Genomic DNA, 24,303 nt, shown 5'->3' on the forward strand with positions numbered 1-24,303 from the left:
TCCGTCCCCGCCGGAATCCATGAGGAGCAAGCCATGACTGCACTCGAAAAGGGCATTACCGCCAACGGCACGGGCTATGGCGGCAAGAGCTGGAACATCCTTGGCCAGGTCTATTTCCCCAAGGCCGTCACCGATTCCACCTTTGCGTTCGAGACCAACAGCGATCCCGGACAGTTCGTGCCGGTGCACATCCACCCGACCCAGGACGAGTTTATCCTGGTGCAGGAAGGCACGCTCGACCTCAAGCTCGACGGCCAATGGGTCAAGGCCCATGCCGGCGACCTCGTGCGCATGCCGCGCGGCATTCCGCACGGCTATTTCAACAAATCCGACAAGCCGTGCCGCGCGCTGTTCTGGGTCTCGCCGATGCAGAAGCTGGAGGCGCTGTTCAATCAGCTGCACAATCTGACCGACCCTGCCGAGGTCGTACGCATCTCGGCGCTGCACGAGGTCGACTTCCTGCCGCCCGAGGCCAACGACTAGGCGGCAGCCTCCCCGACCACCTTCATCTGCCTGCAGGCCCTGCCGGCCGCGCTTTGCGGCCGAACGTGGCCGCTTGCGCGAAACAAATCGATTGCGAGCAATCCCATGGTCAGCCCAAAACATGTCTGCGTGATCGGCGCCGGCGTCTCCGGCCTCGCCGCCGCAAAAACGTTCGCGGCCCGCGGCCACCGCGTCACCATCGTCGAGCGCAGCGGCGATCTCGGCGGCGTCTGGGAGCCGGCACGTTCCTACCCCGACGTGCAGACCCAGAGCCCGAAGCACCTCTACCGCTACACCGATCGCGCCATGCCGGACGCCTATCCGGAATGGCCGACCGGACCGCAGGTCCACGCCTATCTCGCCGACTACGCCAGGAGTTTTGGCCTCGACCGCATGCTGCGCCTCGACACCGAGGTCGCCGGCATGGCGCGGCGCGCCGACGGCAGACCGGGCTGGACACTGACCCTGGCGAGCAAGGACGGCACCACGAGCGAAGACTTCGATTTCGTCGCGGTCTGCACCGGGCAGTTCAACGAGCCGCGCGAACTGCATTGCCCGGGCGAGAATGGCTTCCTGGCGCAGGGCGGCCAGATCCTGCATTCGTCGAAATATGGGGATCCGGCGCTGGCGAAAGGCCGCCGCGTCGTCGTGCTCGGCGGCTCGAAATCGGCGACCGACATCGCCGTGAACGCGGTGAAGTCAGGCGCGCGCGAGGTCACCATCGTGATGCGCGAGCCGGTCTGGCGCATCCCCTATTTCATCGGCGGCCTCGTCAACTTCAAGCGCATTCTCTACATCCGCGCGCAGGAGGAGATGTTCCCGGGCTGGGGCGCCAGCGCGATGGCAAGGCTTGCGCACCGCATTGCCGCGCCGCTGGTCTGGGCCAATTGGCGCGGGCTGGAGAGCCTGCTCAAGACGCAGCTCAAGCTCAAGCAGTGCAAGATGGTGCCGACGGAGCGCATCGAGGATGGCGTCAACTGCTCGGTGCCGATCGCAACGCCGGGCTTCTATCCGATGGTCGCCGACGGCCGCATCAAGGCGGTGTTCGGCACGTTCGATCATTACGAGGGCGACACGATCGTGATGAGCGGCGGCGAGCGCGTCGGTGCCGATGTCGCGGTGCTTGCGATCGGCTACAAGCTCGGCGTGCCATTCCTGCCGACGGCATATCGAGAGAAACTGGTCGATCCCGACGGGCAGTACCGGCTCTATCGCCTGATCGCCAATCCTGATGTGCCGGAGCTCGGCTTCGTCGGCTTCAACTCCTCGTTCTGCACCGTGCTCTGCGCCGACCTCGCGGCCAACTGGCTGGTGCGCTACGCCGACGGCCAGCTCGCGAACCAGCCGACGGCGCAGGCGATGCGCGACAACATCGAGATGATGCTGCATTTCAAGCGCGTCGAGCGGCCGGCGGCCGGCGTCTATGGCGGTCTCTGCGTCGCGCCCTATCACTACCGGCATTTCGACGAACTGATGGCCGATATCGGCACGAAGGAGCAGAAGCGCGGCGGACTTGCAGGCCGCTTTCAGCCGCCGGACGCGGATGCCTATGCCAAGTTCCTGGCGACCGCGCCGGAGTACCGGGCGGCGGGATGAGATCGGAGAGCCCGATTTGCGGCTCGCCAGACCACGGGTTTGATGTTTACGATCCCATCGCCAACGAATCTCCTGCGCATGGGAACCCGTCATGGGACGACGATGTCACGCCGCGACAGCCGTGGCGGTGCTTGGGCTGATCCTCGCGACACCCATCGCGAGCCAGGCGCAAGCACTGACGCCTGCGCAATTGGAAGCGCAAGCCGCATACGATCGTTCGCTCAGCGACTTCAAATCGATCCTGGCCGAACGGCGACGCCAGATCGAGACGAAGCAGCCGCTGCCGAACCTGCCGGGCCAGGCGCTTTACCTCGCACGCGTCGCCATGATCAGCGCATACAAGGATCTCACCGACGCGATGCCGTCGCGGATCGGCAAGCCGAACAAGTTCGGGATTCCGCCGGCCTATTTCGATGCCGCGATCGAGCCGCTGGTCGACGAATACGCCGACATCTTCGAGATCATGGAGGCGCCGCCCGCAAGTGCGCAGAATTCGCCGACGCCGTTCAAGGACGTCGTCGATCTCGGCACTGCGATTGCACGCGCCAAGGGGCTTTCGGATGCTGACGCCAACGCCGCGGGCCTCATCAGCCTGGGACTGTTCTATGCGGAGACCAACGGCAAGCAGAACGTCCGCAATGCGCGCTCGAACACTTATATGGGCAGCTTTCAGACCGGCCCGTCCGAGGACCGCAACGGCCAGCACAAATGGGAGGCGATCAAGGGCACGATCGCGGCCGCCGATCCCGCATTGATCGCGCACGACGACAGGGAAGAGGCCCGGTCCCGCGGCACCGATCGCCGCTTCAATCACTGGACCAATGTGCGCGACGGCCTCATGAATGCGCATGCGGAGCTGTTTGCCGAGATCCCCGCGATCGTGAAGACGCTGCCCGATCCGATCGAGCAGATGAAGCTGTTCGAGCTGATCCAGATCATCCCGACGCCGACGCGGGCCGCGCTGAGGTCCGGCGACCTCCTGAACTACAGGGTGTCGAGCCCGACGATCATGAAGCACCTGCGCAACAACAGCATCTTCGCGTTCGGCAAGGCAGACCGGGCGCGAAGCTCGGCCAGCTTCCGCGAGATTTTGGCCGCGATGTGGCTGTTCAAGCGGAAGTTCGACAAGGCGATGGTGAAATACGCGGAGATCAAGCCGCGCTGAGGAAGCGGGTTGCAACTGCTACGGGACGTCGTAGGCTCCCACTCCTTCGTCATCGGGAAGGAAGCGCCACGATATCATCGGCCATCTCATGCGCCTGCTAATCCTCGGCGGCAGCCAGTTTCTCGGGCGCGCGGTCGCCACCCATGCCTGCGCGGCCGGGCACGACGTGACTTGCGCAGCCCGCGGCCTCGCAGGACCGATCGCGGCGGGCGCCCGCTTCGTGATGATCGACCGCGACACCGTCGACGGGCTTGCGCCGCTTGCGGGCGGGACGTTCGACGCCGTGGTCGATGTCTCGCGTCATCCCGGTCAGGTCCGCCGCGCGGTGGCGGCGCTGAAGCGACCGGGCGTGCACTGGACCTTCGTCTCGACCGTCAGCGTCTATGCGGACAATCGCACGCCCGGACAGCGCGCCGACACGGCATCGCTCCGCGAGCCCGTCACGGCGGATATCGAGCACAGCACCGACGCCATCTATGGCGCCGCCAAGGTCGCCTGCGAACAGGTGGTCGGCAACGACGCCTTCATCTGCCGGGCCGGCCTGATCGTCGGGCCGGAGGATCCGACGGGACGGTTTTCGTACTGGCCGGCGCGACTGGCGCGCGGCGGCGAGGTGCTGGCACCGGGATCGCCTGAAGACGCCGTCCAGTTCATCGATGTGCGCGATCTCGCGCAATGGATCGTGCATGCGGCAGAGATCGGCCTGACCGGCATCTATGACGGCATTGGGCCGGTTCGCACGCGCGGCGAAGTTCTGGCCGAGTGCGCATCCGCGCTGAACCCGTCCTGCAAGTTCACCTGGATCGATCGCACCTTCCTTGAAGCGCACGACGTCCGGCGCTGGGCCGGTCCGCGGTCGCTGCCGATGTGGCTGCCCCTGCCCGACTTCGCCGGCTTCATGACGCGCGACACCTCGCCGGCGCGGAAGGCCGGGCTGACCTCGCGACCGCCAGCGGTCACCGCGCGCGATACGCGCAGCTGGCTCCGCACCAGCAAGGGACCTGTCGTCGGACTTACAGAGGATGAGGAGAAGGCCGTGCTCGCCGCGTGGCATGCGGGCAAGGCGAGCTAGTTCTCCGGCTTGCGAGCTGATCGCGTTCGACGGCAAGGCGCTGACCAGAACGTCCACCCTCAAGCTGCAGGTGAGCCCCGCGGGCATCAGAACCGCGGAGGCCATGAGGTCTGCGAAGTTGCGCGGCCGCTCGCTTCCAAAGAAGTTGGATGAAAAGCTCGCCCGCGGCCGATCCTTCGAGACGCCCGCCTGCGGCGGGCCCTCAGGATGAGGTCACGTTCTGCGGCGAAACATTAGACCTCATGGTGAGGAACCCGCCAAAGCGGGGCGTCTCGAACCATGCAGGCCGGGCACGTTCGGCGAGCTCTCAGCTGTTCTTGTGCGACCGCCCGCCTACTCGGTGCGGATCGGGGTGTCCGTCAGGCCGTTGTCGTCATAGCCTTGCGCAGGGTGCCGTTCGTCACCGCTTCGTTCATGAATTTGCTGGCGAAGGCCAGCGCCTGGCTGTGGCCGAGCGGGACAGCGACGGCGGTCACCGTCTTCTTGAAGGTCTCGTCGAGCACGCGCGTCCCCGGAATCTTCTGCACCATCTTGTTGAGCTGATCACGCTTCTCCTCACTTTTCTTCTTTCAACTGCTCCGCCTCTGGCACGCGGCCTTTGACACAATTCTGGTCGATCGTGCGCTCGGTGGAAAGCGATTTGTCATGACAAACCTGTCAAAGGCCACGGCGCGGTTTGCAGTGCAAGGCCCGTGACTGCCATGGCTATGGTGTTCCACGGCCGGGCGTTTGTTGGTAGCCTGCCGCACCGACAGACAATAATCGGGGACCACCGAATGACCTCAGCGAATCCCGCCTCGCTCGTCCATCGCAATGGAGCGTGGAGACATGTCGGACGGGCGCTGGCCGCCGCGAGCGCCGTGATCGCGCTCGCCGGCTGCGAGGACAAGAACACCTTCGTGGCGCCGCCGCCGCCCAAGGTGGACGTGGCGACGCCCGTGCAGCGGCCAGTGACGCGCTATGTCGAGGCCACCGGCAACACCGCGCCGATCAAGAGCGTGGATCTCGTCGCGCGCGTGCAGGGTTTCCTGCAATCGATCGACTATCAGGACGGCAGCTTCGTCAAGCAGGGCACCCAGCTGTTCACGATCGAGCCGGAGACGTACAAGCTCAAGGTCGAGCAGGCGAAGGCCGCGGAGGTCGGCGCGCAAGCCACGCTCAAGCAGGCCGAAGCCGATTACAAGCGGCAGGTCGAGCTGGTGCAGCGGCAGGCGGTCTCGCAGTCCACCCTCGACACCTCGACATCGACCCGCGACAACGCCCAGGCCAATCTCCAGCAGGCCCAGGTCAATACCAGGCTCGCCGAGGTCAATTACGGCTACACCAACGTGACCGCGCCGTTCGACGGTATCGTCAGCGCGCACCTGGTCTCGGTCGGCGAGCTCGTCGGCGTCTCCTCCCCGACCCAGCTCGCGACCATCGTCGCCATGGACCCGATCTGGGTGAACTTCACGGTCAACGAGCAGGACGTCCTTCGCATTCGCGCCGAAGCGGCCCGGCGCGGGCTGACCGTCGCCGACCTCAAACAATTGCCGGTCCAGGTCGGCCTCCAGACCGAGACCGGATATCCGCATGAAGGCCACCTCGACTACGTCTCGCCGACCCTCAACACATCGACGGGCACGCTCGCGGTGCGCGGCGTCGTGCCCAACGACAAGCGGGCGCTGCTGCCCGGTTATTTCGTCCGCGTCCGCGTGCCCTTCGAGCAGGAGAAGAGCGCCCTGCTCGTCCCCGACACCGCGCTCGGCAGCGACCAGGGCGGCCGCTATCTCCTCGTCGTCAATAACGACAATGTCGTCGAGCAGCGGAAGGTGCAGATCGGGCCGACCGACAACGGCCTGCGCGTGATCGAAAGCGGGCTGAAGCCGGACGACCGCGTCGTGATCGCAGGGCTTCTGCGCGTGATCCCGGGGCAGAAGATCGACCCGCAGGTGACGAAGATCGAACAGCCGCAGGCGTCTGCCAAGTGAGGGGCCGCCAGCCATGATCTCAAAATTCTTCATCGAGCGGCCGGTCCTCTCGAACGTCATCGCGCTGCTGATGATCCTGATCGGCGGCGTCGCGCTGTTCAACCTCGCGATCGCACAATACCCCGACGTGGTGCCGCCGACGGTGCAGGTCACCACGCGCTATCCCGGCGCCAGCGCCAAGACCGTGATCGACACCGTTGCCTTGCCGATCGAGCAGCAGGTCAACGGCGTCGAGGACATGCTCTACATGCAGTCCTACAGCGGGTCCGACGGCACCTACACGCTGACCGTGACCTTCAAGATCGGCACCGACCTCAACTTCGCGCAGGTGCTGGTGCAGAACCGCGTCTCCAGCGCGCTCTCGCAGCTGCCGCAGTCGGTGCAGAACCAGGGCGTCACCGTCCAGAAGAAATCGACCTCGATCCTGCTGTTCGTGACGCTGACCTCGCCGGACGCGAAGTATGACAGTCTCTACCTGAGCAACTACGCCACCATCAACATCCGCGACGAGCTCTCCCGCCTGCCCGGCGTCGGTAACGTCACGGTGTTCGGCGCCGGCCAGTATTCGATGCGGGTGTGGCTCGATCCCAACAAGCTGCAGGTCCGTGGCCTCGTGCCGCAGGACGTCATCAACGCAATCCAGCAGCAGAGCCAGCAGGTCTCCGCCGGCCAGGTCGGCGCGCCGCCGACGCCGCCGGGCCAGGCGTTCCAGTACACGCTCAATGTCAACGGACGGCTGGACGACACCACCCAGTTCGAGAACATCATCGTCAAGACAGGCACCAGCGGCGACGTCACGCGCGTGCGCGACGTCGGCTGGGTCGAGCTCGGCGCGCAGACCTACAGCCAGATCTTCTCGCTCAACAAGCAGCCCGCCACCGGCATCGGCGTGTTCCAGTCGCCCGGCGCCAACGCGCTCCAGGTCGAGCAAGCCGTCGAGAGGAAGATGGCGGAGCTCGCCAAGCGCTTCCCGGAGGGCATCAAATACGACACGCCGTTCGACACCACCAAATTCGTCGAGGCCTCGGTGCACGAGGTCTACATGACGCTGATCGAGGCCGGCCTCCTGGTGCTGGTCGTGATCCTTGTTTTCCTGCAGGACTGGCGCGCGATGCTGGTGCCGGCGACGACGGTGCCCGTCACCATCATCGGCGCCTTCGCCGCGATGGCGGCGCTCGGCTTCACCATCAACATGTCGACGCTGTTCGCGATCGTGCTCGCGATCGGCATCGTCGTCGACGACGCCATCGTGGTGGTGGAAGGCGCTGCGCACAATATCGAGCAGGGCATGAACGGCCACGACGCCGCGATCAGGGCGATGGACCAGCTGTTCGCGCCGATCGTCGGCATCACGCTGGTGCTGATCTCGGTGTTTTTGCCGGCCTCGTTTCTCGCAGGCCTGACGGGTCGCATCTACTCGCAATTCGCGCTGGTGATCGCGGCGACCGCGCTGCTGTCGGCCATCAACGCTGCGACCTTGAAGCCGACGCAATGCGCGCTGTGGCTACGGCCGGCAGTGCCGCCGGAGCAGCGCAACTTCTTCTACCGCGGGTTCAACAACGTCTATAACCGGGTCGAGCGCGGCTATACGCGGCTGATCACCTTCCTGGTCCGGCACGCCACGGTGTCGGTCGCGGTTGCCCTGGTGCTGATCGGGATCGGCGGCTACGGCCTGTCGCGGGTGCCGACCGGCTTCCTGCCGATCGAGGACCAGGGCTACCTGATCGCTGCCATCCAGCTGCCCGACGGCGCCTCGCTGGAGCGGACCCAGAAGGTGCTAGACAAGGCCGCCGACATCATCAAGGAGGCGCCCGGCGTCCAGCAGGTCATCACCATCGCCGGCATCTCCGCGCTCGACAGCAGCGCGAGCCTTGCCAATGCCGGCGTTGCCTACATCATCCTGAAGGACTGGGAGGCGCGCAAAGGCCCCGGCGAGGATCTGCGCTCGCTGGTCTTTGGCCTCAACGACAAGCTCGCTGTGATCATGGAGGCGCGCACCATCGTGCTGCCGCCGCCGCCGATCCAGGGCATCGGCAATGCGGCCGGCTTCTCGATGCAGGTCGAGCTGCGCGACGGCAACAACGATTTCGCCAAGCTGCAGGCGATCACCGGGGCGATGGTCTCTAACGGCCAGAGCCAGAGCGCGCTGCAGCGCGTGCAGTCCTCGTTCCGCTCCTCGGTGCCGCAATTCAACGTCGAGATCGACCGCATCAAGACCCAGACCCTGCACGTCACCACCGACCAGGTGTTCTCGGCGCTGTCGACCTATCTCGGCTCGTCCTATGTCAACCAGTTCAACAAGTTCGGCCGCGTGTTCCAGGTCTACACGCAGGCCGATCCCGCCTTCCGCGTCACCGAGCGCGACATCGCCAACATGCAGGTGCGCAACTCGAACGGCGACATGATCCCGATCGGCACCGTCGCGACGATCACGCCGGCGACGGGTCCGTCGCTGATCAGCCTCTACAATCTCTATCCCTCCTCGACCATCATCGGCCTGCCGGCGCAGGGCTACTCCTCCGGCCAGTCGCTGAAGCTGATGGAGGAGATCGCGGACAAGACGCTGCCGCCCGGCACCGGCTATGAATGGACCGCGATGTCGTATCAGGAGAAGGCGGTCTCGAACCAGATCTACTGGGTATTCGGTCTCGCGATGCTGCTGGTCTATCTCGTGCTCGCCGGCCAATACGAGAGCTGGTACGCGCCGATCTCGGTGATCCTCGCCGTGCCGCTGTCGCTGATCGGGCCGATGCTGATCCTGAGCGGCCTCAAGATCGACAACAACCTCTACTGCCAGATCGGCCTGATCCTCCTGATCGCGCTGTCGGCGAAGAACGCCATCCTGATCGTCGAGGTCGGTCTCGAGCTGCACGGCCGCGACGGCAAGCCGATCCTGGAGTCGGCGATCGAGGCGGCGCGCGCCCGCTTCCGCCCGATCCTGATGACGTCGTTCGCCTTCATCCTCGGCGTCGTGCCGCTCGTGCTCGCGACCGGCGCCGGCGCCAGCGCCCGCAAGTCGATCGGCATCACGGTGTTCTCGGGCATGCTGGCCTCGACCTGCCTTGCGGTGCTGTTCGTGCCGGCCTTCTTCGTGGTGGTGCAGCGCTTCGAGAACTGGCGCGCGTCGAAGAAGGCACCGAAGGCGGTGGCGGAGGTGAAGCCGTAGGTTTTCCGCCGGCTCAAACAAAAATGCGAAAACAACCCCATGCACAGTAGGGAGGGGGTTGAAAAGCTTGAGAAAACTTCGGTGTCCCCGAAACGACTTGCTCCGTCGGGCAAAACACTGGCAGAATGTCATCGTCGGCAGGCGTCAGGGGAGGCGCCCATCTCTTCTGTCATTCCGGGGCGCGCCGACAGGCGCGAGCCCGGAATCCATCGGGCGGCAGAAGCTGCGGGTAAATGGATTCCGGGCTCGCCGCTACGCGACGCCCCGGAAAGACGATGTGGCGCGAGCCGCCCGCCTCACTCCCCTCACGCCACCTGCGGCGTCCGGATCTCGCGGGGCAGGATCAGCGCGGCGGCGATTGCGAGCAGGCAGAGTGCGGCGAAGGCGTGCAGCATGGTGACGAAGCCGCCCTGCTCGTAGAGCCAGGCGACGAGCCCGACGGACGCGCCGGCCGCGGTGAAGCCGACGAAATAACGCACGGCATAGGCGCGCGAGCGCCACTCTTCCGTGGTGTACTTACCGACCATGGCGTCGTTCACCGTGACCTGCCCGAACGCGCCCATGACGATGCCGATCGAGACCAGGATCAGCGGCAGGTTGGTCAGGCTGGCGGCCAGATACAGGAACGGCGCCAGCATGAAGGACAGCGGCAGCGCCACCGTCTTCAGCGAGTAGCGGTCGAGCAGCCGGCCGATCGTGTACTGCGTCATCGCGCCGAACACGTAGACGCAGGCCGCGATGACCCCGAGCAGCGCCGGGCTTTTGGTGAGATCGGCGAGCCGCTCGGCGAACAGCTTTGGCAGCGCCACGGTGACGGCGTTGAAGGTCGTGGAGATCGCGATCACCACGATCAGCAGCCCCAGGATCACGCGCCACATGTCCTGTTTTGCCACTCGCGCCTGCGCTGCCGCCTGCTTCGAGCCCTTGCGGTCCTCGTGCACGACACTCATCGCGAAAACGATGCCGATCAGGACCGTGACCAGGCCGGGAACGATGAACGCAAAGCGCCAGCCGAGATACTGGCCGATCACGCCGGTCACCAGCGCCGAGGAGGCCACGCCGAGATTGCCCCAGACGCCGTTGATGCCCATCTCGCGGCCGAGCCGGTCGGCATAGGACACGATCATGGCGGTGCCGACGGGATGATAGATCGAGGCGAAGATGCCGATCGCGAGCAGCGCGGCGCCGAGCTGCACGGGCGTCTGCACGAAGCCGACCGTGATCATGGAGGCCCCGATGCCGACGAAGAAGATCAGCATCATGTGGCGGCGGCTCCAGCGGTCCCCGAGCCAACCGGTGAGCAGCGAGCCGGCGCCGAAGGCGATGAAACCGGGCGTCGCGTAAGGCAGCAGCTCCGAATAGGCCATGCCGAGCGCCGGCCCCATGATGATCACGGCGGCGGCGAAGATCAGCATCGAATAATGGTCGATGAAATGGCCTGCGTTGACGAAACTGATGACCCGGCTGGGGCTGTTCATTCCCGAATCCTCTCCTGCTCCGAAATGAGTTATATGTCCTCCCCATGACGGGGTGCCGCCAATGACTGTCTTGGAAACGCCAATCCTGCGGGAGGTCCGGAGCAACCATCGCTCGCCCGCGGGCGTGCACCTGGTCGCGCGCGACTATCCCAAGGGCATGCGGATCGATCCGCATTTGCATCGCGAGGCGCAGCTGATCTACGCGGCACGCGGCACCATGCAGGTGACGACGCCCGGGGGACGCTGGCTGGTGCCGCCGGACCGCGCGGTCTGGGTGCCGGCCGGGCTGGAGCACGCCCTCGACCTGCTCGCCGACATCGAAATGCGCACGCTGTATTTCGACCTGTCCTGGCTCAAGCGCGAAAAGCGCTATGAGGGATTGACCAGGGAATTCGTGGTGCGGGTGTCGCCGCTGCTCAATCAGGCGATCCTGGCGCTGTTCGACGCGCGCAACACGGAAGAGCGCACCGAGCTGCTGGTTCGCCTGGTGATGCTGGAACTGCACCAGGCCGAGGATTCCGCGACCTTCGTGCCGCTGCCACGCGAGCCGCGCTGCCGGCGCGCCGCTATGATCGTGCTCGACGATCCCACCGGCCTGCACGATATCGACACCCTGGCGCGCGAGGTCGGAACCTCCGCGCGGACGCTGTCGCGGCTGTTCTCGAGCGAAACGCAGCTGAGCTTCAAGAGCTGGTGCCAGCGCGCCCGCATTGCAGCCGCAATCCAGCTTCTGTCGACGGATGCCAGCGTGTCGGTGAAGCAGCTCGCGACCCAGCTCGGCTACGCCAGCGTGCCGGCATTCTCTGCGGCGTTCCGCCAGGTGACGGGGCGGACGCCGACGGAGTTTGCCACACACACGGTGTCATCGCCCGGCTTGACCTGGCGATCCAGTACTCCGAGACGGCTGTGATTGAATCGATGGGCCGCGGCGTACTGGATGCCCCGCCTGCGCGGGGCATGACAGCTTTCGTGTGGCTTCGGCGCGGCTCCCCCGGCATGACACCATTCTCCAAACGCACCGCCCAACTAAAGATGCCGCATTCGCCTGCTTGATTGTGATCGGCTTGCGCCTAAATCCCGTGTAAGCTTCCCGCACCGCACAAACCCGGATTCGAAAAGCCCAGATGGCCAACGCCTTCTTCTCCGACCTGCTCGCCACGATCTCCGAGCGCGGCCGCACGCTGCTTCGGCGCGGCGAAGGTTCTGACACCAAACAGGACGCCGACGGGCTGATCGAGCTCTGCGGCGCGCTGCTGTCGGGCCGGGGCGAAGCCTCAGGCACGGCGATGGCGCGCGAGGTGCTCGATCTCTACAGGGATCTGGATGCGGCGGGACGCCGCGCCTTCTTCGAGGCGCTGGTGCGCGATTTCGGCCCGGACCGGGAACGCCTGTCCCAGGCGATCGAGAAATGGCGCGCCGAGCCGACCGACGAAGACGCAAGCTCGCTGCATTTCGCCTCGGAGCCGCGGCGGCAGGAGCTGATCCGCCGCCTCAACCGGGCGCCCGGCGGCACCGGCGATCTCGTCGCCATGCGCGCCGATTTGCTCGGCATGATGAACGGGCACACCGATCTCGCCGCGCTCGACCGCGACGTCTCGCATCTCCTCTCTTCGTGGTTCAACAGGGGGTTTCTCGTGCTGCGCCGGATTGACTGGTCGACCCCGGCCAACATCCTCGAAAAGATCATCCGTTATGAGGCCGTGCACGAGATCAGCGACTGGGACGATCTGCGCCGCCGCATCGATCCGGTCGATCGCCGCTGCTACGCCTTCTTCCATCCGGCGATGGTCGACGAGCCGTTGATCTTCGTCGAAGTGGCGCTGACCGAAACCATCCCCGGCGCGATCGCGCCGCTGCTCGCGGTCGACCGCCAGTATCTGCCGATCGAGCGCGCGCGCACCGCCGTGTTCTACTCGATCTCCAACACCCAGCGCGGCCTTGGCGGCATCTCCTTCGGCAGCTTCCTGATCAAGCAGGTGGTCGAGGAGCTGCGCCGTGAGCTGCCGAAGCTCGACAGCTTCGTGACGCTGTCGCCGGTGCCGGGCTTCATGCCATGGGTGAAGCAGGACAAGGACCTGCCGCTGTCGGACGAGGACCGCGAGGTGCTGAAGCGCCTCGACGATCCCAAATGGTTCGAGAGCCCCGAGACGACAACGCTGCTCCGCGGCGTCCTGGAGCCGCTCGCCGCCTACTTTTTCCTGAAGGCGCGCACGCCCAAGGGCCGGCTGATCGATTCCGTCGCCCGCTTCCATCTCGGCAACGGCGCGCGTCTGGAGCGCATCAACTGGCTGGGCGACCTCTCGCCGAAGGGCCTGCGCGAGTCGGCCGGGGTGATGGTCAACTATCTCTACCGCCTCGACGACATCGAGAAGAACCACGAAGCCTACGCCAATGACGGCGAGGTCGTGGCCTCCAGCGCGGTGAAGAAGCTGCTCAAGGGCGAAGGAAGGCGGCTGCTGGACATGCGGTTGTCGTAGGGGCGCCTGCTCGCGCCACATCGTCATTGCGAGGGGCCCTTGCGACGAAGCAATCCAGACTGCTTCTGTGGAAAGACTCTGGATTGCTTCGCTGCGCTCGCAATGACGGAGTGTGTTGCAGCAGCTCGTGTACTCCAACCTGCCGTTCGCCGGGGACCAGGGCGCCTGCAATGGCGCTCGCTGCCTCCACCGTCATTGCGAGGAGCGCTTGCGACGAAGCAATCCAGACTGTCTCCGCGGAAAGACGCTGGATTGCTTCGCTGCGCTCGCAATGACGACGTGTGGGGCGGCAGCTTGAGTACCCCAAACTTCCGTTCGCCGCGGATCAGGACGTCAGCAACGGCGCTCGCTCTCTCCACCGTCATTGCGAGGAGCGCTTGCGACGAAGCAATCCAGACTGACTCCGCGGAGAGACGCTGGATTGCTTCGCTGCGCTCGCAATGACGGAGTGTGTGGCAGCCACCTGCCCCTGGAGTCAGATCAGCGTCTCGTACAAATCCATCCAGTCTGGATTGAGGCTCTCGATGAGGGCAAGCTTCTTCGCCCGGCTGCCACCCTTGATCTGCTTCTCGCGCGCAATCGCGTCGGCCATGGTCGCGTGCAGTTCGTACCAAACGAGGAGCTTGCACCCGTACTTCGACGAAAAGCCCTTCACCAATCCCTCGCGATGCTCGAACGCGCGGCGCGGCGGACTGGAGGTGACGCCCGTGTAGATCGTCCCGTTGCGGCGGTTGGCGAACATGTACACGCAGGGCTGCTTCATGATCGTACTCGGCTGAGGATAGCCTCTACGATATCACAACCAAGAGATGACTGCGAGGATTTCGCCACCTCGTCATTGCGAGGAGCCCTTGCGACGAAGCAATCCAGACTGCCTCTGCGGGAAGACTCTGGATTGCTTCGCTGCGCTCGCAATGACGGAATGGGTGGCGCGGACGTCGCGCTCCAACGATGCTCCTACTCCGCCAGCGCCTTCATCTCCTTGTAGAGATCGGACTTGCCTTCGAAGCCGATGCCGGGGAGATCCGGCATGGTGATGTGGCCATTTTCCACGCGGACGCCGTCGGGGAAGCCGCCGTAGGGCTGGAACAGGTCGGGATAGCTCTCGTTGCCGCCGAGGCCGAGGCCGGCGGCGATGTTCAGCGACATCTGATGGCCGCCGTGGGGGATGCAGCGGCTCGGTGACCAGCCGTGGGTTTTCAAAACTTCCAGCGTGCGCTGGTATTCGCACAGGCCATAGGACAGCGCGCAGTCGAATTGCAGCCAGTCGCGGTCGGGACGCATGCCGCCATAGCGGATCAAATTGCGGGCGTCCTGGTGGCTGAAGAGATTCTCGCCTGTCGCCATCGGGCCGGGATAGAATTCGGCGAGCGCGGCCTGCAGCGCATAGTCGAGGGGATCGCCGACTTCCTCGTACCAGAACAAGGGATAGTCGCGCAGCATCTTGGCGTAGGCGATGCCGGTCTCGAGGTTGAAGCGGCCGTTGGCATCGACGGCGAGCTGCGCGTCCTTGCCGATCTCTTCCAGCACGGCCTCGATGCGCTTACGGTCCTCTTCGATCGGCGCGCCGCCGATCTTCATCTTCACGACGTTGTAGCCGCGGTCGAGATAGCCGCGCATTTCGCCGCGCAGCATCGAGAGAGCCTTGCCGGGATAGTAATAGCCGCCGGCGGCGTAGACGAAGACGCGCGGATTGGCCGTGACGCCGTGGCGTTCGGCGAGCAGGCGGAACAGCGGCTTGCCCGCGATCTTTGCCACCGCGTCCCACACCGCCATGTCGATGGTGCCGACCGCGACCGAGCGCTCGCCATGGCCGCCCGGCTTCTCGTTGGTCATCATCGCGGCCCAGACCTTGTCGGGGTCGAGATTGTCGCCGGCTTCATCGAGCAGCGACTTCGGATCGGCCTCCAGGATGCGCGAGGCGAAGCGCTCGCGGAGCAGGCCGCCCTGCCCGTAGCGGCCGTTGGAGTTGAAGCCGTAGCCGACGACGCGCTTGCCGTCGCGGACGACGTCGGTGACGACAGCAACGAGGCTCGTCGTCATCCTGGTGAAGTCGATATAGGCGTTGCGGATCGGGGAAGAGATCGGTTTTGTGATCTCGCGGACGTCGACGATGCGGACGGACATGGGGATAGCCTTTTCTTTCGTCATTGCGAGCGCAGCGAAGCAATCCAGAGTGCTACTCGCGGAAATAGTCTGGATTGCTTCGTCGCAAGGGCTCCTCGCAATGACGAGGCGAGAGAGTGCGCCCCTCGCAAAGACGAGGAGACAGCGGCGCGGCCAGCTCAAACTATTTCTTGTCGCGAAAATACGGCTCGACCGGACCATGCACCTTGATGGTCAGCGGATTGCCGTGGCGGTCCTTGGCGTTCCCTGCGGTGACGCGGACCCAGCCTTCGCTGATGCAGTACTCCTCGACATTGGTCTTCTCGATGCCCTTGAAGCGGATGCCGACATCGCGCGCCAGGATGTCCGCGTTGTAGTACGGGCTGTTCGGGTCGACCGAAAGGCGGTCCGGAAATTCGTCGCTCATGATTGTCTCGCTCACAACAGGGTCTCGATTTGGTGCCGCAATCCTTCGGGCCGGGCGGTCGGCGCGTAGCGCGCGATCACCTTGCCGGCACGGTCCACCAGGAATTTGGTGAAATTCCATTTGATGGAAGCGCCTAGCAGGCCGGATTGCTGACGTTTCAGGTACTCATACAGGGGATGCGCCTTCGGCCCGTTGACGTCGATCTTCTCGAACAGGGGGAAGGTGACGTCGTAATGGGTCGAGCAGAATTCCTGGATCTCGCTCGCCTGCCCCGGCTCCTGCGCACCGAACTGGTTGCAGGGAAAACCGAGCACCGAGAAGCCCCGCGGCGACAGATCGCGATAGAGATCTTCCAGGCCGCGATATTGCGGCGTGAAGCCGCATTTGCTCGCGGTGTTGACGATCAGCAGCACCTGTCCCTCGAACCGGCGCATCGGGACCTCCTCGCCGGCAAGCGAGTTGGCCTTGAAGTCGTAAATCGCAGGCATCGCTAGCCCACGGGGTCGATCGGCGACGGCGGCACGCCGCCGGCCTCGATCGCTTCGCCTGCGAGCAGGCAGAGGTCCTCGCGGTAGCGGCCCGACACGATGTGCACGCCGACCGGCGCCTTGCCGACGAGGCCGGTGGAGACCACAAGGCCGGGCAGGCCCATGAACGGAATCGCAATCTGAGGCAGCTGCGCTTCCCAGACACGCTTGAAGGACTCGTCGTCCTCGAGGTCGAGGTGATCGGGGAACGGCAGTTCGCCGGAGACCGGCGTCAGCAGCACGGCATATTTTTCGAAGAACAGCATCCAGTCGCGGGTGAACGTGGCTCTTCGGGTCAGCGCCTTCGCGAAGTCCGCCTGATCCATCGGCGTGACCCTGCTGCGATTGCCGCGCAGGCACGCCAGCGCGCCGGGATCGCCCTCGCGTTCGGCCATTTCCAACTGCGCATCAAAGCCGTCACCGAGCCACAGCTTGATCTGCCACTCGACCGCTTCGCGCATCGGCGGGGTGTTTTCGATCACATCGACGGTCCAGCCGGCGCGCTCCAGGCGCTTGCCGGCATCGGTCACCGCGGCCTTCACGTCCGGCGTCGTGGCAAGGCCATCCGGGTTGAGGCAGAGCGCGGCACGCTTCGGCCGCGCGGGACCTTGCAGTGGCACCGGCACATACCAGGGATCGCGGATGTCGCGGGCCGACATCGCTTCGAGCGAGATACGTAGATCGTTGACGGTGCGGGCCAGCGGGCCCGACACCGCCATGATCTGCGGCCCGATCGGGCGCTCCGGCAGCACCGGGTTGAAGGCGGGGATGCGGCCCAAGGTCGGGCGCAGGCCGTGCACGCCGCAGGCATAGGCGGGGTAGCGGATCGAGCCGGCAATGTCGGTGCCATGGGCGATGTGGCCGATGCCGGCCGCGACCGCCGAGCCGGCGCCGCCGGAGGAGCCGCCCGGCGTCAGCGAGGCGTCGCGCGGGTTCTTGGTGTCGCCATGGACCAGATTGGTGGTGAACCAGCGATAGGAAAAGGCCGGGCAATTGGTGCGGCCGAGCAGAATGGCGCCCGATTTCCGGAAATTGGCGACCACCGGATTGTCCTCGCGCGCGATCAGGTCGCGCTGCAGCTTGAGGCCGTTGGTGGTGGCAAAGCCCTCCTGGTCGACATTGGCCTTGATGGTGACGGGCACGCCGGCGAGCACGCCGGGATCCTCGCCCCTGGCAATTGCGGCATCGACGGCGTCGGCCTGCTTGAGCACATCCTCCGGGCGGTGGTCGATCACCGCGTTGAGGGCGGGGTTGACCGCGTCCAGGCGGGCGAGGCCGGCCTTGGCCGCCTCCCGGGCGGACACCTTCTTGGATTTGACGAGGGCGGCGAGGTCGGCGGCCGACAGGCGCCAGAGATCTTGCATGGCTTGCTCCGTATGACCGGCGTCTTTTAGCGCCGGGAACGCGGCAAAGCCATGCGGATTTCGCAGGGGCGAAGGGCGGGTTTGGCGAGGGCTGGTGCCTCATTCTCCGTCATTGCGAGGAGCTCGCGACAAAATTGCGAAGCAATTTTGCGCTGATGCGACGAAGCGATCCAGACTGCCTCCAGGGAGGGATTCTGGATTGCTTCGCTACGCTCGCAATGACGGAGGAGAGAGCGGCGGCGCCCCTTACCCGACCGTGCCGCCTCTAATGCCGCGTCGCCGATTGGTCCGGCATGTCCAGCAGCGCCTCGGTGAAGGGAAACTCCAGCACGATCTCGCCGTCGGCGTCGGTGACTTCGATGACCGCCTCGAGCAGCGCCGGCTGGGTTCCTTCCGACTTCAGGACCTCCAGGATCATCTGGCGGGCGACCTCCCAGGCGCGATCGGGATTGCGCAGGTCCTCGCCGTCAGGATCCACGATCAATTCGTCGCCGATACGGGTGTTGAAGAAATATCTGGGCATGCCTGATCCAATGGGGTCGCCTGTCGTCGATTGGAAGCCGTTTCATACTCACAACTGGTTTATCCCGACAGGGATCACGACCTATCGACTATTTTACGTATGTCATCCGCTCGTCTTTACGGCCGCAATACGATTTCTTTGCAATGCAACAATTCCGCCGGCCTACTACCTAGGTCGGGAAAATTTCACTGGCGAACTTTTCCGCCCGCATTAATTTATCGGCGGGCGGATACGTCCCGAATTCACGAAAATGGAGAGCCAAATGGCCTGGAAAGCCCCGAAGATCGTCGAAGTGCCCTGTGGCATGGAAATCAACATGTATGTGAGCGCCACCCGCAAGTGAGCGGCTGGCGAGTTTGCGTTCTGCGCAGGTGGTTCTTTCGGTCACGATAGGTTTCTGGCAGACAGAAACCTTGTCCGAAACTGTCTCGGCCTGAGATCCACCTCGCGACGTTCCCTCCAGGAGACGGATCATGCTTCGCGTCGTCGTCCTGGGCGCCGGGGCCGGCGGCGGAGTGCCGCAATGGAATTGCGGCTGCGAGGGCTGCCGCGCGGCCCGTGCGAATGGACATGAGCTCCATCGAACCCAGGCCTCGGTTGCCTTCAGTGGCGATGGCGAGCACTGGTTCCTGATCAATGCCTCGCCAGATCTTCGCCAGCAATTGAACGCCACGCCGCAACTGCATCCCAAGGCGGGCGCGCTGCGCCATACGCCGGTTGCGGGCGTGATCCTGACCAACGGCGAAGTCGATGCCGTGGCCGGCCTGCTGTCGATGCGCGAAGGCTCGCCCTTCACGGTCTATGCGCATGAGAAGGTGCTGGCTATCCTTGCCAGCAACAGCATCTTCAACGTGCTGAACGAGAAGAACGTCAAGCGCCAGCCGGTTGGCATCGGCGAGCCGTTCGAGCCGCGGCTGCCCGACGGCGCACGCTCAGGGCTCGAGGTGCTGCCATTTGCCGTGCCCGGCAAGTCGGCCTGGTATCTGGAAGGCAAGGCCCATCCGGGCGGCGCGACCGGCGACGGCGACACGCTGGGCCTCAAGATCACCGACAAGGCCACCGGCAAGTGCTTCTACTTCATCGCCGCCTGCGCCGAGGTCACCGACGCGCTCAGGGCCGAGATCGACGGCGCGGCGCTGGTGTTCTTCGACGGCACGGTCTGGCAGGACGACGAGATGATCAGGGCCGGGCTCGGCCACAAGACCGGCAAGAGCATGGGCCATGTCGCGATGTCCGGCGCCGACGGCGCGATCGCGCGGCTTGCCGACCTCGATATCGACAAGAAGATATTTCTGCATATCAATAACTCGAATCCGGCGCTGCTGCCCGCCTCGCCGGAGCGAAAAACGGTCGAACAAGCGGGTTGGCAGATACCTGGGGATGGAACGGAGATCGTGCTGTGAATGCCGCGTCAACGACTGGAATGACTGCGCTCTCGATCGGCAAGGACATCAGGCTCACGAGCGCCGAGGAGCTCGAGGCGACGCTGCGCCATATCGGTGCGACGCGCTATCACAGCCTGCATCCGTTCCATAAGCTGCTGCACGGCGGCAAGCTGAACAAGGGCCAGGTGCAGGCCTGGGCGCTCAACCGCTACTATTACCAGAGCACCATCCCGATCAAGGACGCGGTGGTGATCTCGCGCTTCCGCGACCGCGCCACGCGCGTGGAATGGCGCCACCGCATCGAGGACCATGACGGCAACGTCGGCTCCGAGGGCGGCATCGAGCGCTGGCTCAAGCTGACCGAAGGGCTCGGGCTCGACACCGCTTACGTGGAATCGACCGAAGGCATCTTGCCGGCGACGCGGTTCGCGGTGGAGGCCTACGTGCACTACTGCCGCGAAAAGAGCCCGCTGGAGGCGATCGCGTCCTCGCTCACCGAGCTGTTCGCGCCAAGCATCCACGAAGAGCGCATCGCCGGCATGCTGCAACATTACGACTTCGTCAATCCTGACACCATGAGCTACTTCAAGCGCCGCCTGACGCAGGCGCCGCGCGATGCCAATTTCGCGCTCGACTACGTCAAGACGCACGCCACGACGCCGGAGCAGCGCGCGCAGGTGTGCAACGCGCTGATCTTCAAGACCAACGTGCTGTGGGTGCAGCTCGATGCGCTCCAGCATGCCTATGTCGAGGGCCACATTCCGCCGGGTGCATTCGTGCCCAAAGAAAACTAAGAAGGCGAGTTAAGAGGAACAGCGATGGCCGGGCCGCGTCATATCAGCGTCAGCGAGGCAAGTCGCCCCGTGCTGCCGCGGCATGCCAAGCTGAAATATGACGACACGCGGAAGGTCTGGGTGATCCTCGCGCCGGAGCGCGTGCTGGCGCCGGACGAGATCGCGGTCGAGGTCCTGCAGCTCTGCAATGGCGAGCGGAATGTCGGCGACGTTTCCGATCAATTGGCGGCGAAATACGCCGCGCCGCGCGAGGCGATCCTGGCCGACGTCATCGCCATGCTGCAGGATCTCGCCGACAAGGGCTTCCTCACCGAGGCCCGGGAGAAGGCGTCATGAGCGACGTACTCGGCAACATCCCGCCCGGGACCAGCGACAGTCTTGCCGTGCTGGAGAAGCAGCGCTCGACGGCGGAAACGTTCGGCATCCCGCTCGCGGTGTTGCTCGAGATCACGCATCGCTGCCCGCTGCAATGCCCCTATTGCTCCAACCCGGTCGAGCTCGACCGCTCGGGCAAGGAGCTGACCACGGACGAGTGGAAGAAGGTGCTGAGCGAGCTCGCCGAGATCGGCGTGCTCCAGGTGCATTTCTCCGGCGGCGAGCCGACGGCACGGAAAGATCTCGTCGAGCTGGTCAAGCATGCCAGCGACGCCGGCCTCTATACCAACCTCATCACCTCGGCCGTGCTGCTGACGCGCGAGAAGCTCAGCGATCTCGCCGACGCCGGGCTCTGCCATGTCCAGATCTCTTTCCAGGGCGTCGAAGAAGGTTTGGCCGACCGCGTCGCCGGCTACAAGAACAGTCATCGCAAGAAGCTCGAAGTGGCGAAATGGACGCGCGAGCTCGATTTGCCGCTCACCGTGAACGCGGTGATGCACCGGCAGAACCTGCACCACTTGCCTGACATCATCCAGATGGCGCTCGATCTCGATGCCGACCGGCTCGAGGTCGCCAATGTGCAATATTACGGCTGGGCGCTGAAGAACCGCGCCGCCTTGATGCCGACGGTGGCGCAGTTAGATGAGTGCACCCGCCTCGTTGAGGAGGCGCGCGAACAGCTGAAGGGCCGGCTGACCATCGACTACGTCGTGCCGGACTATTACGCATTGCGGCCGAAGAAGTGCATGGGCGGCTGGGGCCGGCAGTTCTTCAACATCTCGCCCGCCGGCAAGGTGCTGCCCTGCCACGCCGCCGAGAGCATCACCGGGCTCGATTTCGAATCGGTGCGCTCGAACCATTCGATCGCCTGGATCTGGCAGAACTCGGAGGCCTTCAACCGCTATCGCGGCACCGGCTGGATGAAGGAGCCGTGCAAATCTTGCGAATTCCGCGAGATCGATTTCGGCGGCTGCCGCTGCCAGGCCTTTGCGCTGACGGGCGATGCCGCCAACACCGATCCGGCCTGCGCGCTGTCACCGCTGCACGAGACCATCTTCAAGCAGGCCGAGCGCGAGGCCGAGGGCGAGACCAACCGCTTCCTGTATCGCAACTTCGCCGGCGGCACCCTGGAACCCGAGAATGACGCCTGACGCCGACGCGGCCAGCTCGGTCAGGCGTGCCGATCCCTTTGCGCCGTTGACCTCCGACATGCTCGATGTCGGCGACGGTCATGAGCTCCATGTCGAGAGCATCGGCCGCGCCGACGGAATCCCCGCGGTCTATCTGCATGGCGGGCCCGGCAGCGGCTGCCAGCCCGATCATCGCCGGCTGTTCGATCCCGACCGTTTCTGCGCGGTGCTGTTCGACCAGCGCGGCTGCGGCCGCAGCCGTCCCAAGGGATCGCGCGCGCACAACACCACGGCGCATCTCGTCGCGGACATGGAGAAGATCCGCGAGAAGTTCGGCTTCGAGCGCTGGATCGTGGTCGGCGGCTCCTGGGGCGCGACGCTGGCGCTGGCGTATGCGCAGGCGCATCCCGAACGGGTTTCAGGCATTGCGCTGCGCGCAACCTTCCTGGGCACGCGGGCCGAAGTCGTGACCGCGTTCACCTCGCGCCTGTCGCAATTCTATCCCGCGCTTTACGAGGATTTCCTCAGCGTGCTGCCGCTAGAAGAGCGGGACCGGCCGGTGGACGCCTATTGGCGCCGCATCCTCGATGCCGATCCTGCCGTGCATGGACCGGCGGCGAAGGCCTGGCACGACACCGAGCGCACCTTGTCCGAGCACAAGCCTGCAAAGACACGGCTCGATCTCGCCTCGCTGAACGTCTGGCGCACATTGCCGGCGACCCCGTTCATGGAAGCGCATTATTTCGTCAACGACAGCTTCATGACCGAGAACCAGCTGTTGCGAAATGCCGGCCGGCTCAAGGACATTCCCGGCATCATCGTCCAGGGCCGCTACGATCTGCTGTGCCCGCCCGAGACATCGCATGCCCTTACGAAAGTCTGGCCTGGTTCCGAACTTCGCATCGTGGAAGAAGCCGGGCATTCGCTCTATGATGGCGGCGTGAGGGACGCGGTCATGAAGTCGATCGCGGACCTTGCGTCGAAGGCCGCGCGCTGAGGCGCAATAACAGGACAACAAAATGCCGCTCGCCGGGAAAGGCATGTTGCTGACGTCGATGAACATCGACGTTTCAGATGAGGCCGAGTTCAATCGCTGGTACGATCGCGAGCATCTGGAAGAGCGCGTCGCGATCGAGGGTTTCCTGGAAGCGCGGCGCTATGTCGCGCACGCCGCCAATCCCAAATATCTCTGTCTCTATTCGACCGCGACGCTCGACGTGCTCGACAGTCCCGCCTACAAGGCGCGGCTCGCCAATCCGACCGACTGGTCGCGGCAGACCATGGCGCGTTTCAAGGACATGCTGCGCGTGGTCGCGCGCATCACGATCAGCGCCGGCACCGGACGCGGAGCTGCGCTCGGCATGGTGCGGCTGCGGCCGACGCCTGACAATGCCGCACCTTGGCGTGATGCACTGCAGGAAAAGCTGGCGCCGGAAAAGCACGACGGCATCATCTCGATGCATCTGCTCGAGAGCGAGCCGGAATTGTCGGGCGCAGCGCCTGAGATTCCGGCAGTGCGCAACGAAGGTGCACGCGACTGGTTCGTGCTGATCGACGGCATCCATGTCGGTGCGGTCTCGGCGGTCATGGCCGAGCGCTTCACCGGTCCCGCCGCATCACCCTTCCCGCCTCCCGTCTCGGTAGGCACCTACTGCCTGACGTGGGACCTCGCAAAGAGCGACATCGCGCGCGGCTGATCTCGCGCAATCGCGCCCAAGGTCCAGCTAGTTCAGGCGCTTGGGATCGCCTCGCTCGATTTCATTCACGTACTTTCGAGCTAGCTGCCTAATCTTCTGGCTGGCCCATTTTGAATCTCTGACGTCCGAAAGCAGGCCTTTCAAGGTCGCTTTTTCTGCTGCCGCAAGGAACGAGACCCAAACCATCGCAAGATCAGTCCATTGGCGTGATTTAGCATTTAGTGCGGACCCGATGAGTTTGGCGAACGGAAAAGGCGTCACTGCGCTTGCGCTGCGAGCTATCTGGTCGAGCGCAGCCTTTACCTCGGAGAAGGGTCGCTCCAGCAACACCCAAACTCGATAGAAATCGTTGATTTCCTCGAGACGAAACTCTCTACCGTCGGCCCTTATTACCCAAGCGCCCGCTTCGGTGAGGGCAATGCTTAGCCCAACATCAATCTCAAACTCGGTCGACACAGATCGATCCATCACGCGCCCCCGTGACGAAGAAAATTGAAGCCCGGATTGCATCATCCGGCGCTGATGGTACGTCGGCATACAGTAACACCGTCCACATTCGCAGGCGCAA

Annotated in this window: 23 protein-coding genes and 1 pseudogene; 15 read left to right on the plus strand and 9 right to left on the minus strand. The window is 64.7% G+C overall.

Annotation, left to right across the window (positions count from 1 at the left end; translation table 11 throughout):
* The first annotated feature begins 33 nt into the window (after nucleotides 1-33).
* The 4 genes from GGD63_RS19680 (at nucleotide 34) to GGD63_RS19695 (ending at nucleotide 4,316) form a co-directional block, all read left to right on the plus strand.
* Entirely contained in the window at nucleotides 34-483 is a 450-nt protein-coding gene (locus tag GGD63_RS19680) for a cupin domain-containing protein (protein WP_024339447.1), read from the plus strand.
* Between the two features lie 105 nt (nucleotides 484-588).
* Nucleotides 589-2,079, plus strand: a complete 1,491-nt coding sequence (locus tag GGD63_RS19685; protein WP_183244833.1) for an NAD(P)/FAD-dependent oxidoreductase — start codon at nucleotides 589-591, stop codon at nucleotides 2,077-2,079.
* A gap of 91 nt (nucleotides 2,080-2,170) precedes the next feature.
* Nucleotides 2,171-3,244, plus strand: coding sequence for a hypothetical protein (locus GGD63_RS19690; RefSeq protein ID WP_183244834.1), 1,074 nt, complete (start codon nucleotides 2,171-2,173; stop codon nucleotides 3,242-3,244).
* An 88-nt stretch (nucleotides 3,245-3,332) separates the two neighbouring features.
* Complete coding sequence (locus GGD63_RS19695) at nucleotides 3,333-4,316, plus strand: NAD-dependent epimerase/dehydratase family protein (RefSeq protein WP_183244835.1); 984 nt, start codon at nucleotides 3,333-3,335, stop codon at nucleotides 4,314-4,316.
* 333 nt (nucleotides 4,317-4,649) lie between these two features.
* Here the strand turns inward: GGD63_RS19695 and GGD63_RS19700 are convergent.
* Nucleotides 4,650-4,864 (minus strand): annotated as a pseudogene (locus tag GGD63_RS19700) (amino acid ABC transporter substrate-binding protein); the annotation flags it as partial.
* A 228-nt stretch (nucleotides 4,865-5,092) separates the two neighbouring features.
* Here GGD63_RS19700 and GGD63_RS19705 point away from each other — a divergent pair.
* Both GGD63_RS19705 and GGD63_RS19710 read left to right on the plus strand, forming a co-directional pair.
* On the plus strand, nucleotides 5,093-6,286 hold the full coding sequence (locus tag GGD63_RS19705; RefSeq protein WP_183244837.1) for an efflux RND transporter periplasmic adaptor subunit: 1,194 nt from the start codon (nucleotides 5,093-5,095) through the stop codon (nucleotides 6,284-6,286).
* A 13-nt stretch (nucleotides 6,287-6,299) separates the two neighbouring features.
* Nucleotides 6,300-9,452: an efflux RND transporter permease subunit gene (locus GGD63_RS19710; protein WP_183244839.1), complete on the plus strand. Its 3,153-nt coding sequence runs from the start codon at nucleotides 6,300-6,302 to the stop codon at nucleotides 9,450-9,452.
* Nucleotides 9,453-9,757: 305 nt separating this feature from the next.
* Here GGD63_RS19710 and GGD63_RS19715 read toward each other — a convergent pair whose 3' ends face one another.
* Nucleotides 9,758-10,930 carry an MFS transporter gene (locus GGD63_RS19715; RefSeq protein ID WP_183244840.1) on the minus strand — a complete coding sequence of 391 codons (1,173 nt, stop codon included), beginning with the start codon at nucleotides 10,928-10,930 and terminating at the stop codon, nucleotides 9,758-9,760.
* A gap of 61 nt (nucleotides 10,931-10,991) precedes the next feature.
* Here GGD63_RS19715 and GGD63_RS19720 point away from each other — a divergent pair, with 61 nt between their 5' ends.
* Entirely contained in the window at nucleotides 10,992-11,840 is an 849-nt protein-coding gene (locus tag GGD63_RS19720; RefSeq protein ID WP_183244841.1) for a helix-turn-helix transcriptional regulator, read from the plus strand.
* A 214-nt stretch (nucleotides 11,841-12,054) separates the two neighbouring features.
* The gene (locus GGD63_RS19725; RefSeq protein WP_183244844.1) at nucleotides 12,055-13,407 is read left to right on the plus strand and encodes a malonyl-CoA decarboxylase; all 1,353 of its coding nucleotides are present in this window, start codon (nucleotides 12,055-12,057) and stop codon (nucleotides 13,405-13,407) included.
* 475 nt (nucleotides 13,408-13,882) lie between these two features.
* Here the strand turns inward: GGD63_RS19725 and GGD63_RS19730 are convergent, their stop codons facing one another.
* From GGD63_RS19730 to GGD63_RS19755, 6 genes are all read right to left on the minus strand, one after another.
* Nucleotides 13,883-14,170 carry a GIY-YIG nuclease family protein gene (locus GGD63_RS19730; RefSeq protein WP_183244846.1) on the minus strand — a complete coding sequence of 96 codons (288 nt, stop codon included), beginning with the start codon at nucleotides 14,168-14,170 and terminating at the stop codon, nucleotides 13,883-13,885.
* Between the two features lie 194 nt (nucleotides 14,171-14,364).
* Nucleotides 14,365-15,534: a D(-)-tartrate dehydratase gene (tarD, locus tag GGD63_RS19735; protein WP_183244848.1), complete on the minus strand. Its 1,170-nt coding sequence runs from the start codon at nucleotides 15,532-15,534 to the stop codon at nucleotides 14,365-14,367.
* 163 nt (nucleotides 15,535-15,697) lie between these two features.
* Nucleotides 15,698-15,940: a DUF3297 family protein gene (locus GGD63_RS19740; protein ID WP_029674077.1), complete on the minus strand. Its 243-nt coding sequence runs from the start codon at nucleotides 15,938-15,940 to the stop codon at nucleotides 15,698-15,700.
* A gap of 11 nt (nucleotides 15,941-15,951) precedes the next feature.
* A complete protein-coding gene (locus GGD63_RS19745) occupies nucleotides 15,952-16,428 on the minus strand; it encodes a glutathione peroxidase (RefSeq protein ID WP_183244849.1) in 477 nt (158 codons plus the stop codon).
* A 2-nt stretch (nucleotides 16,429-16,430) separates the two neighbouring features.
* Nucleotides 16,431-17,831, minus strand: a complete 1,401-nt coding sequence (locus GGD63_RS19750) for an amidase family protein (RefSeq protein ID WP_183244851.1) — start codon at nucleotides 17,829-17,831, stop codon at nucleotides 16,431-16,433.
* A 265-nt stretch (nucleotides 17,832-18,096) separates the two neighbouring features.
* On the minus strand, nucleotides 18,097-18,354 hold the full coding sequence (locus GGD63_RS19755; RefSeq protein WP_183244853.1) for a DUF6894 family protein: 258 nt from the start codon (nucleotides 18,352-18,354) through the stop codon (nucleotides 18,097-18,099).
* A 262-nt stretch (nucleotides 18,355-18,616) separates the two neighbouring features.
* Here GGD63_RS19755 and pqqA point away from each other — a divergent pair, with 262 nt between their 5' ends.
* The 7 genes from pqqA to GGD63_RS19790 all read left to right on the plus strand — a co-directional run bounded on the left by pqqA (nucleotide 18,617) and on the right by GGD63_RS19790 (nucleotide 23,735).
* Entirely contained in the window at nucleotides 18,617-18,697 is an 81-nt protein-coding gene (gene pqqA, locus GGD63_RS19760; RefSeq protein WP_007595659.1) for a pyrroloquinoline quinone precursor peptide PqqA, read from the plus strand.
* Nucleotides 18,698-18,827: 130 nt separating this feature from the next.
* On the plus strand, nucleotides 18,828-19,757 hold the full coding sequence (gene pqqB, locus GGD63_RS19765) for a pyrroloquinoline quinone biosynthesis protein PqqB (RefSeq protein ID WP_183244855.1): 930 nt from the start codon (nucleotides 18,828-18,830) through the stop codon (nucleotides 19,755-19,757).
* Between the two features lie 20 nt (nucleotides 19,758-19,777).
* Nucleotides 19,778-20,533 carry a pyrroloquinoline-quinone synthase PqqC gene (gene pqqC, locus GGD63_RS19770; RefSeq protein WP_210315885.1) on the plus strand — a complete coding sequence of 252 codons (756 nt, stop codon included), beginning with the start codon at nucleotides 19,778-19,780 and terminating at the stop codon, nucleotides 20,531-20,533.
* 24 nt (nucleotides 20,534-20,557) lie between these two features.
* A complete protein-coding gene (gene pqqD, locus GGD63_RS19775) occupies nucleotides 20,558-20,869 on the plus strand; it encodes a pyrroloquinoline quinone biosynthesis peptide chaperone PqqD (RefSeq protein ID WP_183244858.1) in 312 nt (103 codons plus the stop codon).
* Nucleotides 20,866-22,059 carry a pyrroloquinoline quinone biosynthesis protein PqqE gene (gene pqqE, locus GGD63_RS19780; RefSeq protein ID WP_183244860.1) on the plus strand — a complete coding sequence of 398 codons (1,194 nt, stop codon included), beginning with the start codon at nucleotides 20,866-20,868 and terminating at the stop codon, nucleotides 22,057-22,059. The genes pqqD and pqqE overlap by 4 nt, the downstream gene beginning before the upstream one ends.
* Nucleotides 22,049-23,035, plus strand: a complete 987-nt coding sequence (gene pip, locus GGD63_RS19785; RefSeq protein WP_183244862.1) for a prolyl aminopeptidase — start codon at nucleotides 22,049-22,051, stop codon at nucleotides 23,033-23,035. Before pqqE ends, pip begins: the two co-directional genes overlap by 11 nt.
* A gap of 22 nt (nucleotides 23,036-23,057) precedes the next feature.
* A complete protein-coding gene (locus GGD63_RS19790; RefSeq protein ID WP_183244863.1) occupies nucleotides 23,058-23,735 on the plus strand; it encodes a DUF4286 family protein in 678 nt (225 codons plus the stop codon).
* A 27-nt stretch (nucleotides 23,736-23,762) separates the two neighbouring features.
* Here GGD63_RS19790 and GGD63_RS19795 read toward each other — a convergent pair whose 3' ends face one another.
* A complete protein-coding gene (locus tag GGD63_RS19795; protein WP_183244864.1) occupies nucleotides 23,763-24,203 on the minus strand; it encodes a hypothetical protein in 441 nt (146 codons plus the stop codon).
* Nucleotides 24,204-24,303: the final 100 nt, after the last annotated feature.

The sequence above is a fragment of the Bradyrhizobium sp. cir1 genome, assembly GCF_014198245.1.
In the GTDB taxonomy this organism is placed as follows: Bacteria; Pseudomonadota; Alphaproteobacteria; order Rhizobiales; family Xanthobacteraceae; genus Bradyrhizobium.

Excerpts from the sequence above, each read along its gene's own strand:
- pqqC (WP_210315885.1), top strand. The coding sequence starts at position 19,778 with ATGACTGCGCTCTCGATCGGCAAGGACATCAGGCTCACGAGCGCCGAG.
- GGD63_RS19705 (WP_183244837.1), top strand. The coding sequence starts at position 5,093 with ATGACCTCAGCGAATCCCGCCTCGCTCGTCCATCGCAATGGAGCGTGG.
- GGD63_RS19725 (WP_183244844.1), top strand. The coding sequence starts at position 12,055 with ATGGCCAACGCCTTCTTCTCCGACCTGCTCGCCACGATCTCCGAGCGC.
- GGD63_RS19715 (WP_183244840.1), bottom strand. The coding sequence starts at position 10,930 with ATGAACAGCCCCAGCCGGGTCATCAGTTTCGTCAACGCAGGCCATTTC.
- tarD (WP_183244848.1), bottom strand. The coding sequence starts at position 15,534 with ATGTCCGTCCGCATCGTCGACGTCCGCGAGATCACAAAACCGATCTCT.
- pqqE (WP_183244860.1), top strand. The coding sequence starts at position 20,866 with ATGAGCGACGTACTCGGCAACATCCCGCCCGGGACCAGCGACAGTCTT.
- GGD63_RS19720 (WP_183244841.1), top strand. The coding sequence starts at position 10,992 with ATGACTGTCTTGGAAACGCCAATCCTGCGGGAGGTCCGGAGCAACCAT.
- GGD63_RS19755 (WP_183244853.1), bottom strand. The coding sequence starts at position 18,354 with ATGCCCAGATATTTCTTCAACACCCGTATCGGCGACGAATTGATCGTG.
- GGD63_RS19740 (WP_029674077.1), bottom strand. The coding sequence starts at position 15,940 with ATGAGCGACGAATTTCCGGACCGCCTTTCGGTCGACCCGAACAGCCCG.
- GGD63_RS19795 (WP_183244864.1), bottom strand. The coding sequence starts at position 24,203 with ATGGATCGATCTGTGTCGACCGAGTTTGAGATTGATGTTGGGCTAAGC.
- GGD63_RS19680 (WP_024339447.1), top strand. The coding sequence starts at position 34 with ATGACTGCACTCGAAAAGGGCATTACCGCCAACGGCACGGGCTATGGC.
- GGD63_RS19695 (WP_183244835.1), top strand. The coding sequence starts at position 3,333 with ATGCGCCTGCTAATCCTCGGCGGCAGCCAGTTTCTCGGGCGCGCGGTC.
- pqqD (WP_183244858.1), top strand. The coding sequence starts at position 20,558 with ATGGCCGGGCCGCGTCATATCAGCGTCAGCGAGGCAAGTCGCCCCGTG.
- pqqA (WP_007595659.1), top strand. The coding sequence starts at position 18,617 with ATGGCCTGGAAAGCCCCGAAGATCGTCGAAGTGCCCTGTGGCATGGAA.
- GGD63_RS19745 (WP_183244849.1), bottom strand. The coding sequence starts at position 16,428 with ATGCCTGCGATTTACGACTTCAAGGCCAACTCGCTTGCCGGCGAGGAG.
- GGD63_RS19690 (WP_183244834.1), top strand. The coding sequence starts at position 2,171 with ATGGGACGACGATGTCACGCCGCGACAGCCGTGGCGGTGCTTGGGCTG.
- GGD63_RS19730 (WP_183244846.1), bottom strand. The coding sequence starts at position 14,170 with ATGAAGCAGCCCTGCGTGTACATGTTCGCCAACCGCCGCAACGGGACG.
- GGD63_RS19710 (WP_183244839.1), top strand. The coding sequence starts at position 6,300 with ATGATCTCAAAATTCTTCATCGAGCGGCCGGTCCTCTCGAACGTCATC.
- GGD63_RS19685 (WP_183244833.1), top strand. The coding sequence starts at position 589 with ATGGTCAGCCCAAAACATGTCTGCGTGATCGGCGCCGGCGTCTCCGGC.
- pqqB (WP_183244855.1), top strand. The coding sequence starts at position 18,828 with ATGCTTCGCGTCGTCGTCCTGGGCGCCGGGGCCGGCGGCGGAGTGCCG.
- GGD63_RS19790 (WP_183244863.1), top strand. The coding sequence starts at position 23,058 with ATGCCGCTCGCCGGGAAAGGCATGTTGCTGACGTCGATGAACATCGAC.
- GGD63_RS19750 (WP_183244851.1), bottom strand. The coding sequence starts at position 17,831 with ATGCAAGATCTCTGGCGCCTGTCGGCCGCCGACCTCGCCGCCCTCGTC.
- pip (WP_183244862.1), top strand. The coding sequence starts at position 22,049 with ATGACGCCTGACGCCGACGCGGCCAGCTCGGTCAGGCGTGCCGATCCC.